This window comes from Dysgonomonas sp. 37-18 (assembly GCF_001899125.1).
Taxonomy (GTDB): domain Bacteria; phylum Bacteroidota; class Bacteroidia; order Bacteroidales; family Dysgonomonadaceae; genus Dysgonomonas.
In genome coordinates this window covers 190,456-208,670 of sequence record NZ_MKVC01000003.1, presented here as the reverse complement: position 1 = coordinate 208,670, position 18,215 = coordinate 190,456, and the positions used below count along the sequence as shown (strand labels likewise).

Below are 18,215 nucleotides of genomic sequence, written 5' to 3'. Positions count from 1 at the left end.
CGGGTAATAATAATTCATAGCCACTTTCCATTAAACAAAGTTAGGAAAAATTATATCTCCACAACTTTTAGGAAAGAGCCAAAATAATGCATTTTTGAGCATTATTCCATAGCCAATTCGTAGCCAAGAATTAAAAAATCAATGAAAGATGCAGACAATTATTAAATATCGAATATTCACAATCAACTATTTATAAGTTTAATACTTCCCTGAAATATCTGAAAGAATTTATCATGATTATGAAAAAGATAACAGAATCAGATGCCAGAGTCTCGTACTTCTTTAACACCATAGATCGTATAACCCTGCTGCTCGAAGATTTACGAGCCAACCAGAAGCCTTTATTGAACGGCCAGCGTTTTATTACAGATGAAGATCGTTTTTCTATATCGTGCATCAATGCTGCAGCCCAAAGGATTTCTTTATCCTGTTCGTCTAAATTCTGAAAGGATGATAATTTTAGTAGCTCATTTAATACCATCTGAGTATGAATGACCACATTTCCTTCGGCATGATGGAGCTTGTGTTGTTCCACATGCTTCATTTCAGCAACCCACGAAAATTGCCTTTCAAGGGATGCCCAGTCTTTATTCTTTGTCAATTGCCAAATCATAGTTCGTCCTCCTTTCTATATTCTGTTTCCCAATACAGTTTTGCACGTTTCCAGTTACGAGTCCAATGCTCATCGGTTTTTACATGACCTTTACGGACATACTTGAAAACATTATGCATAAATTCCTTAACAGGATATTCTTCTATATTCCGTGTTACGACACCCTCACGCGTACAGTCTTCGCCTGTAAAAGGATTGAAGGAGCCGAAAACACTTTCTTCCTGTGCCCAATTTTCTATTTCAATCTGGAAAGATTCTTTCTTAAATTCTATTATAGGTTCGATAGCCAATTCAGGGACAGTAGGAAAATCGAACATTGCAGCATAAAATTTCACCTCTTCCCACGACAGCCATTTATCCAGCTGCCGTACAGCGAAAACAAAATAATATTCCTCGATGTGCTTATATTCAATCGAATGAACTGCATAAAGATTTTCGCCAAAGAGTTCTATATTTCCCAAGTCATTTTTCATCAGCTCCCAACGTTCTCTCAATTGGCTTGTCCAAGGTGATGTCGTGGGGGCAACGTGTGATCTGGCAAATACTCCAAACTGATTGAAACAATTATTCTCTCCATCCAGCTTCTCTGTATGTACAAGGGTTTCCATCCGTTGGATATCTTCCCAGTAAGTATGATTGAATCGGTCATCACTTGTTGTTCCCGGTGAAAAGGGAAAGTGGTAGGTACGACCATATTTTTGTGATAACATAATTGTAATTGTTTCGTTTATAAATATATAAATTTCTTATCTGATAAATTTTCAGGTTTATCAGACAGATAAAATAGGGAGCATATCCCTTATGAAACTAACAATTACATGATTTCTAATTTTTTATACTGTTATTTACTTCGATATATATTTCACATCTACATAATCTGTCAGCCAAACTCCATTGTCCGATTGATAAAAAAGAATGCCATCCTTATGCATTTTACCTGTCATAATGGTTAAGACAATAACTTTTCCATGCCGTGAACCGACCTTTGTTGCTGTTTCCTTATCCTTGCTCAGATGCACATGCTGGCGACTACCTTTTATTATGCCTTGTTCCATAATGGACGAAAGAAATCGGGTAGCTGTACCATGATAGAGAAATTCAGGTGGCTCTACCGGAGATAAGGCAAGGTCAATATTAATGGAGTGCCCTTGATTAGCTCTGATTTTATTTCGCTTTTCATTGAACGAGTAGCGTTGCTTATCATTCGTTTCCACAATTTCAATCAGGTCTTCCATTGAAAAGTGATAACGATACTTCTTGCATTTATCAATCATATCTTTCACATTCGCCCAACCTTGCTCGTCAAGCTCCAACCCTATTTTGTCGGGATCGTGTCTAAGTACGAGACTCAGAAATTTACCGATCCGTTTTTTATCTTGTTCTGTCATTGTTCTACTCTTTTATTAAAACGGAAAGTACTCAAAATACTTATTCCATATTTTCTTTTCATATACTTTTTCAAACTTAAAAGCGAAAACCTCTCCTTGTGGACACGTTCTTCTTTTTCGGGTTCTTATTCGGTCAATATGATGTCCTATTTCATGGGTCATTACTCTGAGTAGTTGAAACGCTTTTATTTGATTCTCATTAAAATCGCAGACAACAGAGTCTTTCTTGAGAATATATTTTACCTCCAATCGCTCGAATAAGTCTTTATGATCTTCAAAATATTTATAATTCATTTCCCTGCTCATTTCTTTTTCCCAAGCACATATGCAGATAACTCCATTTTGATACCACCCATCGCACATATTATTGCCTTCCGCTAATATTATAGCATCTAACTCAATTCCTATCTTTTCCTTATCAGGAAGAATATTCCAGAATTGAATTAAATCCCTTTTCTTAAGGAAATGCTTATATCCTTTTCCTGGCTTTTGGATATCTATTTGAATCTCACTCTGGCGAGTGTTCCAATAATTAGGAGTTTTTTCATTTCGGTTTTTATTGCTTACTCTGCCATTCCTTATTTTAGTTGCTGTTCGTCTTGCAAACATAATTTACTTTGTTAATGGTTCTTGTATCACTTTCACCGGATTCCCTCTTTCGAGGTTATTATGGTTATCCCAATTATCCTGTGCTTTTTGCATAGTCTGTTCTATATTCCATGCCGAAAGTTTAATTAATAGCCGCTCAGTTGCCAACTTCTTGTTTTGTAATTGCGACCGCTGATCAGATGCTGTTACACTCATTCCCGACGGAGCATGAGTAGCTCGTACAGCCGATTCTGTTTTATTGACATGCTGACCGCCGGGACCGGAAGATCGTAATGTTTGATAGGTGATATATTTTGTATCTATTTCACTCAGTTCTGTCGAAGTAAAGGAATTTACTCCAACAAACCAGTTTTTCCGTTTATGATAGATACGGTAAGGGCTTTGTGCTATCCATTGAATAGTTCCTTCCCATTCATCCACTATTTCATCTACCTTACTGCCTTCAAGAAATACAATTGCTGAAAACAGCGTGCGATTCATATCTACTTCCTCCCGTTCAATAACCTCAGCTATCAATCCCACCTTTCGGGCTTGTATCAGGATCTTCTCCAATACCAATGCTACTACACGGCAACATTCGGCAGGACCACGTCCGGAAGTTATTTGTAAGTATATTTTATTATTATTCATCTAGTTTGTTTAATAAAAGGGTCTGCGACCCTATTCTTTATTCATTCTTACTATCCGTGGCATAAATTTACCATGAATTTCTACTAATGACTCCTGTGCCGGCATTATACGGTCGATGTCTTTATAAGCTAGAGGCATCTCCTCTACACTACCACCGATAAGGGTCACTTCATTCTGAGAAAGCAGTTTTTTTAATGCCGATTGTGTAAACTGGCTTTTTGCTTTCTGGCGTGACATGGCTCGTCCTGCTCCATGTGATGCCGAGTTGAGCGATTGAATTTCGCCTTTTCCACAAACCAGATAGCCTGCTGTTGCCATACTTCCCGGAATAAATCCTGCAACACCTTCTCCTGCAGGAGTAGCCCCTTTGCGATGTACGATTGCGTACCTGTTTGGAGCAATCTCTTCTCGCCATGCAAAATTGTGATGATTGTTCACATTGGCTATGGCTTTCAAGCCTAAAGCCTTTGACAGATTGATATGTATCCGTTCGTGGCATGCTCGTGCAAAATCACCTGCCAAATTCATACTCATCCAATACTCCTGTCCCGCTTCCGTATCCAGTCCAAGCCATGCAAAATGCTGCGCCTCTCTCGGCAACTTACACACTTCGCGGGCAATATCGCTGTAGTGCCTTGCAATAGCTGCACCCATTCCCCTTGACCCTGAATGTGAGAGTAATGCCAGATAGTTTCCTTGCGGAAGATTCAAAACATTGTTTTCAACTAATTCAATCTCTCCGAATTCTACGAAATGATTTCCGCCTCCGGATGAACCTAATTGGCGAACTACTTTGCCATGTAATTGCTTCAGCAAAGAGGTTAATTGAAATTCACTTCTGTCCAGTATCTCATGTTCCTGCGGAAAATCTAGGCATCCATCCATTCCGAAGTGGGTGTATTCTTTCAAAGCCTCTTTAATCTGGTGCGAATAGCGTTTCAGATAATCAGCTTTTGCGTCAAATACCGTAAGGCTCATCCTGCAACCGATATCTACGCCTACGGCATAAGGTATAACGGCATTTTCTACAGCTAATACACCTCCAATAGGTAATCCGTATCCGGCATGTGCGTCCGGCATTAACGCTCCTGCAACAGTAATCGGTAGTCGCATAGCAAGTTCCATTTGTTGTTTGGCAATGCTTTCTATAAACTTACTACCGTAAGTTTTGAATGATAAAGGTTCATCAAGTAGGTTGTAAGCTGAAAACTGTTTTTCTTCCATAACCGGTGAAAAGTGTTCAGCTAATTTGCACCATACTTCGTTGTTTTTATATTTTTCGGGATTGTTCAATAAGTCGACTAAAATTAGTTTAATCTCTTCTTTTGTATTGTGTTTGCAGTACTTGCTGATTGTATTTATTGCCAGACTGCGAGCTATATTGTTGGTATATCCCAGTTTACTTAATTCTTTTGGTTGTATGCCCATGATTGTTTGATTGGTATACAGGTATCGGACTAATCTTTATCCAAGACCAGATATCCTTTGATTTGTGATACAGTGCAGCCGAACGGATATAATAATCCCTCAAGCTGATGCATCAGCAATTAATAATAAAATTTAATGATGAGTTTGAAACTAACCAATGTCTATCAACTTTGCAGCCGTTAATTGTGATAGATGTGTTCAAATATTGTAAGGTTCATCATCCCGATAAACCAAATTAGTTTCCTTGTATCTGTATGTTATTTTTTGACCAACATAATTGTACCCTTTCTCTAAAATTTTAAGGGTTAGTATTCTATTTACGGATGCAAATATATAAAGGATTTTCATATTAACAAATTTTTAGAATAAAAAGATAATATGAAAATCAACAATATATATTCTTTTGTATTAAAAACACTTTTCTAGTTCGCTTTTATATTCATTATCGGCTTAATAGAATCTATAACTGTAGCCGTATCTTTTATCGTTTCCATAATTATATTCTTATCCTTATAAGCCATCGGTGACTCATCAAGGGTAGATTTACAAATCGAAGTAGAATAAATACCCTCCATTTCTTTCGAAAACTCTTCCATATCCAGTGTTTTTAATGCTTGGTTACGAGCCAATACACGTCCGGCTCCGTGAGGAGCTGAGCAGTTCCAGTCCGGATTGCTTTTTCCTTCACAAATCAATATTCCGTCACGCATATTAAATGGAATTACCATTCTTTCTCCTTTATAAGATCGGATTGCTCCTTTTCGGATAATCCAGTCGGTGGTATCTATAAAGTTATGCATCGAGTAAACGGAATCAACGGCATAACAGTCTTCTCCCAAATCCTTGAAAATAGCCTTAGACATGGCCTTATGATTGAATTGTGCATAAGTCTGCGCAATTACCATATCTATTAGATATTCGTACATATCATCCCCTTCGAGCATGTATTCTTTTTTATCGATTTTATATCTTTTTGCCAGTTCTGCCAGTTTCATTGGAATATCGGAGGTTGGCTGAGTATTTTTTGTGATTTGTTTAAACTCATCAAAATATTCTTGAGTCAACCCTCTTTCGGCAAGCATTTTTTTAGCATGATAGTTACATACTTTCAGTCCGAAATTACGTGACCCGGAATGGATGGTCAGGTAATGTGAACCATCGTTTGCCGACTCTCCCACTTCAATAAAATGGTTTCCGCCACCTAAAGTTCCGATTGAATAATAGAAGTTTTCTTCTTTAATCCCCACTTTTTTGCAGAGAGTTATAATATATTCTTTATCTATTATAATTGAACTTTTCTCTTCTCCGAAGCGGTTTGCCCATTCTTTTTGGAATGCCTGAAGATTTGTATTTACAGCTTCAAAATAAGATTCTACCCACCAGTCATCGTAGTTCTTTTCTTTTCGGATATTCATTCCCATTGGAACCGAACGTCTGATGGCACGGTCGAGCGTTGGCAAGTAATCAGCTTCGATACGCTTATTCAGTTTATGCGTAGTAACCGAGCAACCGATATCCACCCCTATATAGTTAGGATTAACCATCTTTGTCATAGGCATAGTAAATCCGATAACAATACCCTTACCTACATGGGTATCTGGCATGATACGTACCTGTACGCCTTCTGACACCTCATGGTTCAAGATGTTCTTTATCAATTCTATCGCTCCATCCTCTACTTCTTCCAAGAATATTTTACAGTCTTGATTATATTTTCCTTTTAATTCTATCATAATTTTTTCTTTTTTTATAAAAGTCAGGGTAATAAATCGAAAAGGCCTTACATACCGGTGTTTTACTCTAAACTACCAGCTTCGCATGGCAGGAATTGCACCGGCGTCGCCGGTGCCCAACGAAGAACTCCTTTTCTACGACACCTGACTAAATATTAATTTTATAACGAAGCAACAAACGGAAAAAGCTCGTGCAGGATTCGAACCTGCGGTGGCCACTTGAACGAAGTAACTCTCTCCTACGGCATTCGTTTATATGAGAAACAGAAGTAACAAGCGAAAAGAGAAACGGGACATAGCATTGCCGGAGTCGAACCGGATAGTCTCGCCGATTTTACGGCCTCACTATTCCTCCCCTAAATTGAGCTGAAGTAACTCTTCTCTACGACATTCTGTTTTTATTCTTTTATTAAAAAGCAAGGTAACAAGCAATAAAGGACTTATATTTTACTGAGCTACATCCCGAAAGATGATGAGAATCGAACTCATGCCACAATACTCTTTCGAGTATCTGCTCTACCGTCGAAGTAACCCTTACTTACGACACTTGCTATTTCTTCAATAAAAACAAGGCAACAGGCGAAAAGAGACTGTATTCCTGCTCTACCTTCTGAGCTACACTCCCCTTTTATATTATTACTTGCTTGTGGGAGTGGTGAGAATCGAACCCACGACCCGGGCATTAAAAGTGCGAAGTAACTCTCTTCTACGGCACTTGTTTATCTTGTTATATCAATGATCTCTTTCTTTGATGATACAAAGTTAGAATAGCGATGCGCAGTCTTTTTGCGCAAATAAATTTATTTTAATTTTTTTGTCCTGTTTTTTTACAATCTTATGATACGACTCGTGAAAAGTACACATTAAAATCGACTTGCTTTATTCCGACAAACCTTATATAGAAAGTTACAACAACTTGTTGTCTAATTATATTAATCTGATTACAAGTGTGTTTTGTTTATCCCTCTACAATTTCATAATTGGTACTTCGTCCGCCCTCATCAGTCTTTCTTAATACTCCTTTATTTACCAAGTCTTGGATATCACGCAAAGCCGTATCAGGGGAAGTCTTTGTTATCTTCGCCCATTTAGAAGTTGTCAGTTTACCATCGAAACCGTCCCAAAGCATATTTATTATTTTGGTCTGTCTGTCGTTCATGCTAATTTTACGATTTCTTTCCCAAAATTTTGATTTTTGTAGAACCCTGCTCAATGAGTTTTCAGAATCCAACAACGCAGCTTCTAAGCAGTCTAAAAACCATATAAGCCAAGCAGTAATATCAAGATTACTCTTTTGTGTTTTCTCCAACGCTTCATAATATTGTTTCCTCTCTTTCCTTATTTGAGCTGACATGCTGTAAAAGCGTTGCGGTATGCCATCGGCACGAGTGAGCAGCATATCGGCTATTGTACGTGCCAACCTGCCGTTACCATCATCAAAAGGGTGGATGGTAACAAACCATAGATGCGCTATTGCCGCCCTCAAAGCGGGGTCGGTTCTATCTTCACGGTTGAGCCATGATAGAAAGTTTTCCATTTCTTGGGGGACATCGTTAGCATCCGGGGCTTGATAATGAACTTTCTCTTTACCCATAGCACCCGACACAACTTGCATTGCTCCACCCTCGTCTTTGCGCCAATCACCAACCGTTATTCTGTGCATTCCGCTTCTTCCTGTCGGAAACAATGCGACATGCCAACTAAAAAGCCGTTCTTGTGTCAATGGCTGTAAATAGTTTTGTGTTGCATCTATCATTACTTCTACAACACCATCAATATATCTGTCGGCTTGAGGTAATCCCGAATTATCTATTCCCAGATGTCGGGCGATGGATGAACGAACTTGTTCGCTGTCCAATATTTCACCCTCTATTTCTGACGATTTGGTGACTTCCATAGTCAAAGTGTCCAACTCGGCTGAACTCTTTAAATCGAATCCTAACAGGCTCATCTTACCTATAAGCCTGCCTTGTATAGCTCTTACTTTACCTAAATAATAAGATATTTCCTTATCATCCCACTTGAAGTTTGCCCAATCGTCTTGCTGCCAAATATAAACCTTTCGCATAATCACCGTATATTTTGCGGTAAATATAAAAATTATTTCCCGCACGGCAAATTTATCACCGTATATTTTGCGGAGAATAAAAAAGTAATTACCGCATAACGAAAAAGGGCAGCAATAATGCCACCCTCTAACTATCTATTATTTAACCTTATTCTCGACAATTAGCTAAAGTTGATTTACGCTTAGCTACAATTCTATTTTCCGTATCTCGTCCAAAGCGTTGCCACCACGGTCTATGGCTGCTATGATGTCGAATACTTTATCAGACCAGCCTGCTATCAGATATACATCCTCGCGGGTAATATCCAAAGGTGTGGTTCCGTATCCCGACAGGTCGAACAAATACAGCTTACTGTTTGGCGACACTTCTTTGTAATCATTCCACAGGTCAGCTATTTTCTCATCGTTATGGTTGTTCCACAACTGGCAGTCAGTAAACATCATCACTTTATCTACCTGCCGTTTGCTTTTCAGCAAATCTTCTACTACCAGATAACCGTTGGTTGCATAACCTACTTCACCTTCGCGACGGTAGAAAGCATCTACATTGGACAATATGCCTTTGGTTGGAACATTTATCACTTTCCATTTATCACCGAACATACCTGTTATGGCATTCTTGCAACGCGATTTTAGCAACATGGCAAGCATAAGTCCTATATCGTAAGACAATATCTTGCTCTTTGGCGATATAGCCCTTTGCATGGAGCCTGATACATCGGCTGCTATCAGCACTTTTGTATCTTCACCGAATCCTGCTATGTTTTCGGCAGATACAGCAACCGCCATTTCCAACGCATCCAGAACACGACCGGCATAAGCCGATTTCACTTTCGATATTTCACGGTATGCGGCAAGGAAACGGAATGGCAACTGTTTTGAACGACGCACGGCTTCGGCATTCGACAGAGTTTCGCATACTTTCATTATATGCTGCTGCGATACCTCTGCCTCCAATATATTACGCAGGTTACGCATCAATGCCATATAACCGACCTTACGGCTATCTATCAATTCTTCCCACTTCATACGGAAAGCCATTTCTTTTTCTTTATCGGAAGCAAACTTCGTTTGTCCCAATGCTGAAAGTTCGGTTTCCCAAGTGTATGGTGTCTCCAATTCATTGTTCACTATTTTGTTGAACAAGGCTTGTTGGGTCTCATCCTTGGCTTTTGGGTGTACAAGGAACAATGCATCGCGCAGCTTCACTTCGGTTTCGCGGCTATATTTTGCAAACTGATATTCATCAAATTTATTGAAAGCATCCTGCAAACCGGCTTGAAGCTGTTTTGACAAGCAGTTCAGTTTTTTTGTATCCTGACGCTGATTAGCCAACTGGTAATATGACAACAATTCGGTTATCTCATCGGCACGCTGTACGATACCCGATACCATTTTGTTAACGGTAGAGTCTCCACGGTGTACTTTTGCCAGCTCTACTGCCAATACCAAAGGGATGGAACGCATATTCATCTTCTGACGGGCATATACTGCCAATTGTGCCACGAATACGGGATCACATTGAGCGATCAGTTTACGCAATGTTTCTATTCTTGTATCTGCCTTTTCGTAAAACTTGTCACTCAACGAAGAGGTAACGGCAGCAGTATACAATTGCCACTCCGGTGACAGGCGGTATGCTTGTCCGCCTTCATAATTTGTCACCTTGTTTTTTCCTTTTGTTGTAAAATTAAATTTCATCTCTGTAATTTTTAATTGGTAAGGTCTTTTACGACACTCTTTGTTTGTCTGACATTACAAAGATTTCGACACTACTGCGCAGTATTTTTGCGTAACAAGAAATATTTTTACTACTTTTGAGAAAACAAAAATATGAATCGATATTTACTACTTCTTTCATACATATTGGTATATGGCACATTTGGTTTATTTGCACAAACAAAAGATGATTTTAAATATTTTTCTCAATTTGCCATTATAAATGATAAAGACGGGTATACCAATATCCGAGATGAGAATAAAAAAATAATAGGAACACTGCATAATGATGAAGTGTTTGTCCGATCAGAAATCGAAGAAGCTATAGGTGACTATATACCTATCGTATGGGGGATTGGTTCTAATCTGGAAAGAAGTGGCTATATACATAAATCTCGGATTAAATTCTTATATCAATTGCCTCTCTTAAAAAGGACAATCTCGAATAATTTAGCAACTTTTGAGGGTGAAAGTGTAAAGGTGGAAATTAGCATAGGGACTCTAGACCTCACCAATAAAAGAGTGGTTTTACATCCGGAATACGGGTATCCAATAAAAATAAGTGGGTGTGATGTTTTTGGAAGCGATTGTGTTTCATTAGATGATTTTTATCGAAACACCGAGATTAAATCCATAAAATATTCTACAAATGGAGCATTTTCTCAATTTAATTTAAAAGATATTGCAGGTTACTTATTTCCATCTTTACAGAATACATTTGTTTCTGTTAGTAATAATGGAACTATCTATATTTCAATGAATAATGGTGATGGAGCCGGATCATATTGCCTTCTATGGATTTTAAAGGAAGGTAGAATCACGAAGAAAATAACATACATAGGATTTTAGATTAATTTTCAAGACCATGCCAGTTAACCGCAATGCCCTCATCCGCTATAAAACAATAGACACTTGTCTGCGAAATAAATACAGGCAATGGACACTCGAAGATTTAATAGATGCCTGTTCGGATGCCTTGTATGAATATGAAGGTATAGACAAAGGTATCAGTAAACGTACTGTGCAAATGGATATCCAAATGATGCGCAGCGAGAAACTAGGTTATAACGCGCCTATTGTTGTATATGATAATAAGTACTACAAATACGAAGATGAGGATTACAGCATAACCAATACCCCTTTATCAGAACAGGACTTAAAAACAATGTCGGAAGCAGTAGAGGTGCTTCGCCAGTTCAAAGGCTTTTCTTATTTTTCAGGAATGGGAGATATTGTCAGTCGCCTTGAAGACCATGTGACATCTGCAAAACAGAAAACCATACCCGTTATTGATTTTGAGAAAAATGAAAGCTTGAAAGGATTAGACTATCTTGATATTATCTATCATGCAATTGTGAATAAGCAGGTACTGAGTATGAAATACCAATCCTTCAAAGCCCGTTCTGCCAACACATTCATGTTTCACCCATACTTGTTAAAGGAATACCGTAACCGATGGTTTGTTTTCGGTCAAAGAAAAGGAAATCTTATCAACTTAGCATTGGATAGAATCCACCATATCGAAATAGCCGAAAAAGAAAGATTCATTACAAATGATTTATTCGATCCTCAGACATTCTTTGACGATTTAGTGGGAGTTACGAAGAACGTAGGCATGAAAGCTGAAACTGTCCGCTTTTGGGTAAATAAAGAAAATGCACCCTATGTTCAGACTAAACCTTTTCATAAAAGCCAACAGCTGATTGAAGAACAGGAAGACGATTCTATGGTGTTTGAGATAAAGGTTGTTATCAATCAGGAGTTACAGAGAAAGTTCTTCGGATATGTAGATACCATAAAAATTTTATCTCCTCAATCATTGGTCGATTTTATGGCATGGAAATTCAGGGCGGCACAAGAGAGATATTTCTGATTTAATAATTGCATAATCATATTTCTTTCAAAGATCGAAACAAAGGACTCTAAATTAAGGAATATGGCATATATCTGAGTCGTTTTCAGGTCGGAACAGGAAAAATATATTCCGTCTTATTCCTGTACTTCTCAAATAATCCAATTCCCCGACACCATATCACACAAAAAGCGACAAACCAAAGAAATCTTCAATTTGTCGCTTTTTTATTTATTGTTTCCTAATGGCCGAAAATCAATCTGCCTTCTTGATAACGTTTCTTGCCACTTCTATCTTATATTTCTTACCCTTCATCTTCTCATCTCTGATATTACCCAAAAGAGTTTTTACGGCAGATGTTCGCACTGCCACAAAAGAGATAAAATCCTTAACGTCAATCAATCCCAAGTCTGATTTATCCAACTTCCCTTTTTGCAAAAAGAAGCCGACAATATCGCTTTTATTTAGTTTATTCTTCTTACCTCCACTAATATATACAGTCTGATAATCAGGACGGTTTGGTAATTTCTTCCCTGGCGCAACTTTCAGAATATCCAAAGTATCGGAGATATAATCGGGCATTTTTTCGTCTTTGAATTGTATGATATACGAGGTTCCTGAAGCATGCATACGAGCTGTACGCCCGTTACGATGAACAAATTCACTCTCTTTAGCCGGAAGATGATAATGTATCACATGCTTCATTTCGGGAATATCCAATCCTCTGGCTGCCAGATCGGTTGTAATTAAATAATTCAGACTGCCATTTCTAAATTGGATTAAGATTCTTTCCCTGTCATCCTGATCCATACCCCCATGATAATACCCTGCCTGTATGCCTTTCTTGTTCAATAAATCACTGATACGCTCCGTAACTTCTCTGTGATTGCAGAAAATAAGTGCGGGCTCGGAATTAAATGAACATATTAAGTGGAATAAAGATTCTATCTTGTCTTTTTCGGGAGATAAAACGAGTTTAATTGAAAGGTTATCGCTTTTTTCTTCTTGTATATAATCAAGAACCACACTCTTTTGCATTTCTACAAATTCAGGAATTTCCACATCGGAAGTAGCCGAGAGGAGAACCCTTTTTTGCAAGTTGGGCAGTTGGCTAATGATTGTATCCATTTCCTCCTGAAAACCTAATTGTAACGATTTATCAAATTCATCAAGAACCAGAATACGAATGGAATCTGTATCAAAAGATTTCCGTTCCAGATGGTCGGTCAACCTGCCCGGAGTTCCGATAAGTAAAGCGGGAGGATTGCTTAGGTTTTTCAACTCGGTATCAATAGAGTGCCCGCCATAACAAACATTTACTTTGAATTGTGTACCCATCTTTTTCCAAACCTGCTCTATCTGAAGAGCCAACTCCCTTGATGGAACAATTACAAGGCATTGTACTTTCTTTATATCCTCTTTCAGCAATCGGAAGATAGGCAGTAAGAAAGCGAGTGTTTTACCCGAACCTGTAGGAGATAATAGCAATGTATTTTGACTATCGATTATCGCCTTTTGAGCTGCAAACTGCATTTTATTCAGATTGTCAATCCCCAGATTGGATAATATGGCTATATGTTGATTTTCTGTATTCATCCCACAAAGGTAATATATTATCTTATAGCGCTCTACTTCGTTTCTTATTTTCAATATTCGCTTGCGTTTTATATCACACAGGGTATATAAGGTTTTAAAATGGAATGTAAGATGAAAGAAGCGCACAATAGTGCGCTTCAATTATAATATCTTTATTTTAGTTTTATATTGATTACGTGTAATTTTCGCACACTTAAAAATAAAATTTTCATAAACTCTTGATTTTGATTAATTCATAACTAATTTTTCTGTAACCACTACTAAATGTTGTAACATTCTCTTGAACCATTATAGAACATTTTTCATTTGTATATTCTTTATTATAGTTTATAGCCTCATCCTCAGACAAATCCTCAGATAGGTATCCCGAATACTTTTTACCATCTTCATCTGCTATTTCAAATTTACCTGAATCAAGAAGAATACCTTTAAAGACTCCTGCAATTTCTATAGGAGTTTCTTGATACTGAGCAGAGGAAACCCTCTGATACCCTAATTTAACTTTATCTTCTGAAAGTTCTACATACTTATCCCCTGATTCCATTTTTAGAATAGAGTCTTCATTTGCTAATTCTTTGAAGAATGTATTTAAATGAATAAGCGTTCTTTTGGGTGAATTTTCAATAACTTTTTGAAAAGCGTCATCACTTTCAGATGCAGCTTCAATCATATCAATAATTTCTCTTATTGAATTTGAAACATCTTCTTCATCAAATAACTCTTTTCCTTCAAGCATGCTCAGTTCATAACCGAAAGACCCTGTAGGAAGTGCGGTTAAATATAACTCAGCTATAGAACCTTTCTTTACTTTTCCTCTCTTACCAATATCATTGCCACTTTTTATAATAGCGGTTTGAGTTTTGATTAGTTCTTGTATTGGTTTTATTGTCTTACTAACAAAATCAGCTTTAATTCCTATTGAACCTAAAACGGCTTTTCCACTAAACAATAACCTCAATTTAGCTTCTTCTACATTATTCTTCTCAATTTCGCTAAGTTCCTCTCTCAGTATTTCTAATCTCTTCCCAAGAGAATATGTCATCATAGGATGCTCCCCTACAATGGATAAAAGACGCTCAGCTTCTATAATTTGAGCTTTTAGATTCAGTATAGTATCATGTATGCTCATATTCATAAAGAATTTAAGAAACTTAATGCAGTTTCGTCAGATGACTTATCAGTTAATAAAGGTAACTTTATCATACCTTTCCAAACACCTTTCCTATTATGACAAAACAATTGAACCCAATATTTTGTTAGTTCAACTATTCGCAAAGTATCTTTAGAATTAGAAGGGTCACTCTCGCAATCAACAGAATAATGGTCTAATTTATAACCACTCTTTGAAAGATTAGGGTCAAAAAACTCTACAAAATTATCGAAAATATAATTTTGAGCAGGAATAGATAATCCCCAATAAAAAGTTATAACATCTATATCACGAGGTGCTCTCCCATCTGAAAGTTCAATGTTCTCAGTAAAACTTCCATCAACCCATTGAAAGCCATCCGTAATACCAAAGTCTATCATTTTTAATCTAAAAGATATAAGACCTTTTAGTAATTGTACCCTTTCAGGTGATGTCGAAAATCTTTGACAAAATTCTAAAATTGTTGCTTCATATGGAGAAACACCACCTAACAATATTGGATTTCCTGTGTGAGGTGGTAATACATGATTATGGTCAAAAGATGGGATAGGACACATATGAACTATTGGTCTTTGGTTAAGAACTTCATAGATTAATGCCAAATATAGAGATATTCTTTGAATTAACATTGATTAAGTTTATAAAAATGAGGTATGATTTTTCTTTAAAGATAAATTAAGAATTATCTATTCATGACTTCGGAATACACCCCCTCAGCTCTCAATTAATCCAAAAAGAAAACGTCTAAGAATAGATAATTATTTTTACATTTAACACACGCCCTCCTACAAAAACACCCACCATATCCATAAAAAAATACCCCTTAAAAGATCAAAGGGTACTCCAACATTGTATTTTTGTTAATACTTAAATATCCTGATATCTTATCATTTTACGCTAAAAATTCAACCTCTAACAATTTATCTCTTAATAAATCTTTTTTTTAACAACCAAATGGCGAGGCTCATTGTTTAAATATGAATTATAAACATAATTAAAATTAGACTAGCTATGAAGTATTCTTTTTCCTTGCTGGTATTAACTGCGAGCATAATTTTTACTAGTTGCGTTAGTAAAAAGCAGTTTACGAATTTAGAAACGGACTATAATCGCCTGCAAACAGAACAGAAAGATTTACAAAGAAATTATCAAGAGAGCCAATTGCAATTAGCCGAAAGCCGTACCCGGGTAGCAAGCCTTGAAGAACGATTGGCAGAAGCCCGAAAAAACAATGAAGATTTGCGTGCTGCCTATGCCGAGATGCAAGGTTTGTTGAACAAGAGCCTTTTGCAAAACACGCAAGGCAATGTAAACATCACGAAGCTGGTAGATGAGATCAATTCGTCTAACCGCTTTATCCAGCATCTGGTACAGGCCAAAAACCGATCCGACTCTTTGAATATCGTAATGATAAATAACCTCACACGTTCGCTTACACGGGACGAAATGCAGGATTTGGATATTAAAGTATTGAAAGGTGTTGTATATATTTCTTTGGATGACAGAATGCTGTATCGTTCAGGAGGTTACGAGATAAGCACTAAGGCGGGAGAAATTCTTAGCAAGATCGCTAAAATCATTATGGATTATAAGGATTATAGCGTATTGGTGGAAGGAAATACCGATACAGACCCTATTTCGCGTCCTAATATCCGAAACAACTGGGACTTGAGTGCTTTGCGTGCGTCTTCTGTGGTTCAGGCACTTCAAAACAATTATGGTGTCGATCCTAAACGTCTGACAGCAGCGGGACGTGGAGAATATAATCCGATAGCAACAAACAGCACTGCCGAGGGAAAAGCTCTCAACCGCAGAACTCAGATAATTATCACTCCGGAACTGAATCAGTTTATGGAACTTATCGATCAGGCTCCAAAAGGCCCTTCGAATATAGATTGATAATTCCTACAACAAATAGCTTATATAGTAAAGGTTGCTTCTATCGATAGAGGCAACCTTTTTCAATAAAATATATTCGCTTATTAATATTTGTCAATAATTCTATAACTTTCGGTTCTGAAAATACTAATTCAATTTACGACAGTGATACTATGAAGAAAAGAACTATATATCCATATACTCTGGAGAAAAAAGATAAAATGATTAAATTAGAGATATCCGGAGGAAAGTTTTATATATTCTTGCATATATTAGTTTTCTTTTTGGCTATAGTTTCTGTGATTGGTCTCACTTTCTCTTTTTTCATAAATGATAGTTATACTATAAAAGATTATTTTTTCGTATGCTGTCTTTTGGTATTCATGTTCCTAGTACTTCTTTTTACTTTCTACACCTTGAAATGGAAAAGAAAAGGTAAAGAGATATTTATTTTGCATCCTGATAAACTTGAATATATAATAGAAAACAAACCTTTTCGTAATCAAAGGAAGATTTATTATTTTACAACCATGATGATTGCATATAATATTGAAATTGAGTTTGATAGTAATAATAATGACTACGAGATAAAGGTAGATACAGATTTACAAAATATAGAGGGAAACTTCTCTATCATCTTTTACATGGACGAAGGAGAAAACATTATCTATTCTGAAAGGCAAGTTCCTATTGAAGTAATGAGAAAAATACGAGAAGAGTATCTAATAAACATCAATGAAGATAAAGAAAATACAGATACTCTTTCTCATACAGAAGTGTGGGAAACCTTTATTTGTTCTCCTCAGGCAAAGCAGATTGAATAGTTGAATACACTTTATCCATCAATTCTGCAATATCATCCGCTTTAAGATCCTTAGTTTCTATAGGGTCATGAAATGTCAATTTTATCTTTGCCGGACTCATTTTCCACGAGTGTATTGGCAAAACTTTATATGCCCCATCAATCGTAAGAGGGACAATCGGTAATTTCAAGCTCACTGCCGTTTGAAAAGCGCCTTTCTTAAATTCCGCCATCCGTCCATCCGGCGAGCGATGCCCTTCGGGGAAAACTACGGTAGACATTCCTTCTTTGAGTGTATTTTTAGTATTTCTCATTGTATCTACAATCCCCTTTCTTGTAGTAGAATCTACAAAAACATGTCCCGCTTTTGCTGACGCAAAGCCCACTAAAGGCATTTTTTTGAGACCTTGTTTCATCAACCACTTAAAGTTGTGATCAAGATAACCATATATAAGAAATATATCGAACGCTCCCTGATGATTGGCTACAAACACATACGATTGGTTTTTATCCAATTTTGAATTTCTATTCACTTTGATGTTCAATAGAGCAGCCATACATACAAAACGCCCCCATATCACTCCTGGATAGTATCCCCAAAACTTATTGTTTCCTAAGGTCGATCCTATAATAATAGTAAGGGTACACCAAATGGTAGCTAATATTAACAGCGGAACAAATATGATCCATTGGTATAAGAGGTAGAGAATCTTTATCATTCGTTTAAATTTGAATAATTTTATTTGAAA

At 37.0% G+C, this 18,215-nt stretch carries 17 protein-coding genes; 4 read left to right on the top strand and 13 right to left on the bottom strand.

Annotated features, from left to right (window positions below):
- Window positions 1-190: 190 nt before the first annotated feature.
- From BGO84_RS01010 to BGO84_RS00970, 9 genes are all read right to left on the bottom strand, one after another.
- A complete protein-coding gene (locus BGO84_RS01010; RefSeq protein WP_291026820.1) occupies window positions 191-613 on the bottom strand; it encodes an HD domain-containing protein in 423 nt (140 codons plus the stop codon).
- On the bottom strand, window positions 610-1,323 hold the full coding sequence (locus BGO84_RS01005) for an RNA ligase family protein (protein WP_283685602.1): 714 nt from the start codon (window positions 1,321-1,323) through the stop codon (window positions 610-612). The genes BGO84_RS01010 and BGO84_RS01005 overlap by 4 nt, the downstream gene beginning before the upstream one ends.
- 135 nt (window positions 1,324-1,458) lie before the next feature.
- Window positions 1,459-2,001, bottom strand: coding sequence for an RNA 2'-phosphotransferase (locus BGO84_RS01000; protein ID WP_283685601.1), 543 nt, complete (start codon window positions 1,999-2,001; stop codon window positions 1,459-1,461).
- Window positions 2,002-2,016: 15 nt separating this feature from the next.
- A complete protein-coding gene (locus BGO84_RS00995) occupies window positions 2,017-2,610 on the bottom strand; it encodes a hypothetical protein (RefSeq protein WP_283685600.1) in 594 nt (197 codons plus the stop codon).
- A 3-nt stretch (window positions 2,611-2,613) separates the two neighbouring features.
- On the bottom strand, window positions 2,614-3,240 hold the full coding sequence (prfH, locus tag BGO84_RS00990) for a peptide chain release factor H (protein WP_291026817.1): 627 nt from the start codon (window positions 3,238-3,240) through the stop codon (window positions 2,614-2,616).
- A 30-nt stretch (window positions 3,241-3,270) separates the two neighbouring features.
- The gene (locus BGO84_RS00985; protein ID WP_291026814.1) at window positions 3,271-4,668 is read right to left on the bottom strand and encodes an RtcB family protein; all 1,398 of its coding nucleotides are present in this window, start codon (window positions 4,666-4,668) and stop codon (window positions 3,271-3,273) included.
- 422 nt (window positions 4,669-5,090) lie between these two features.
- Window positions 5,091-6,401: an RtcB family protein gene (locus BGO84_RS00980; RefSeq protein WP_291026811.1), complete on the bottom strand. Its 1,311-nt coding sequence runs from the start codon at window positions 6,399-6,401 to the stop codon at window positions 5,091-5,093.
- A 958-nt stretch (window positions 6,402-7,359) separates the two neighbouring features.
- Complete coding sequence (locus BGO84_RS00975; protein ID WP_291026808.1) at window positions 7,360-8,469, bottom strand: Fic family protein; 1,110 nt, start codon at window positions 8,467-8,469, stop codon at window positions 7,360-7,362.
- 186 nt (window positions 8,470-8,655) lie between these two features.
- Window positions 8,656-10,170: a TROVE domain-containing protein gene (locus BGO84_RS00970; protein ID WP_291026805.1), complete on the bottom strand. Its 1,515-nt coding sequence runs from the start codon at window positions 10,168-10,170 to the stop codon at window positions 8,656-8,658.
- A gap of 132 nt (window positions 10,171-10,302) precedes the next feature.
- Between BGO84_RS00970 and BGO84_RS00965 the strand changes: the two genes are divergently transcribed.
- On the top strand, window positions 10,303-11,037 hold the full coding sequence (locus BGO84_RS00965; protein WP_291026802.1) for a hypothetical protein: 735 nt from the start codon (window positions 10,303-10,305) through the stop codon (window positions 11,035-11,037).
- Window positions 11,038-11,053: 16 nt separating this feature from the next.
- Entirely contained in the window at window positions 11,054-12,061 is a 1,008-nt protein-coding gene (locus BGO84_RS00960) for a WYL domain-containing protein (protein WP_291026799.1), read from the top strand.
- A 234-nt stretch (window positions 12,062-12,295) separates the two neighbouring features.
- Here BGO84_RS00960 and BGO84_RS00955 read toward each other — a convergent pair whose 3' ends face one another.
- From BGO84_RS00955 to BGO84_RS00945, 3 genes are all read right to left on the bottom strand, one after another.
- The gene (locus BGO84_RS00955) at window positions 12,296-13,636 is read right to left on the bottom strand and encodes a DEAD/DEAH box helicase (RefSeq protein WP_291026795.1); all 1,341 of its coding nucleotides are present in this window, start codon (window positions 13,634-13,636) and stop codon (window positions 12,296-12,298) included.
- 208 nt (window positions 13,637-13,844) lie between these two features.
- Complete coding sequence (locus BGO84_RS00950; RefSeq protein ID WP_291026793.1) at window positions 13,845-14,765, bottom strand: hypothetical protein; 921 nt, start codon at window positions 14,763-14,765, stop codon at window positions 13,845-13,847.
- 2 nt (window positions 14,766-14,767) lie between these two features.
- A complete protein-coding gene (locus tag BGO84_RS00945) occupies window positions 14,768-15,415 on the bottom strand; it encodes a hypothetical protein (protein ID WP_291026790.1) in 648 nt (215 codons plus the stop codon).
- A 382-nt stretch (window positions 15,416-15,797) separates the two neighbouring features.
- Here BGO84_RS00945 and BGO84_RS00940 point away from each other — a divergent pair, with 382 nt between their 5' ends.
- Together BGO84_RS00940 and BGO84_RS00935 are read left to right on the top strand one after the other, a co-directional pair.
- Window positions 15,798-16,685, top strand: a complete 888-nt coding sequence (locus BGO84_RS00940) for an OmpA family protein (RefSeq protein ID WP_006841582.1) — start codon at window positions 15,798-15,800, stop codon at window positions 16,683-16,685.
- A 152-nt stretch (window positions 16,686-16,837) separates the two neighbouring features.
- Entirely contained in the window at window positions 16,838-17,488 is a 651-nt protein-coding gene (locus BGO84_RS00935) for a hypothetical protein (RefSeq protein WP_291026788.1), read from the top strand.
- Here the strand turns inward: BGO84_RS00935 and BGO84_RS00930 are convergent.
- Window positions 17,454-18,185, bottom strand: coding sequence for a lysophospholipid acyltransferase family protein (locus BGO84_RS00930; RefSeq protein ID WP_291026786.1), 732 nt, complete (start codon window positions 18,183-18,185; stop codon window positions 17,454-17,456). The two genes, BGO84_RS00935 and BGO84_RS00930, sit on opposite strands and share 35 nt — an antisense overlap.
- Between the last annotated feature and the right edge of the window lie 30 nt (window positions 18,186-18,215).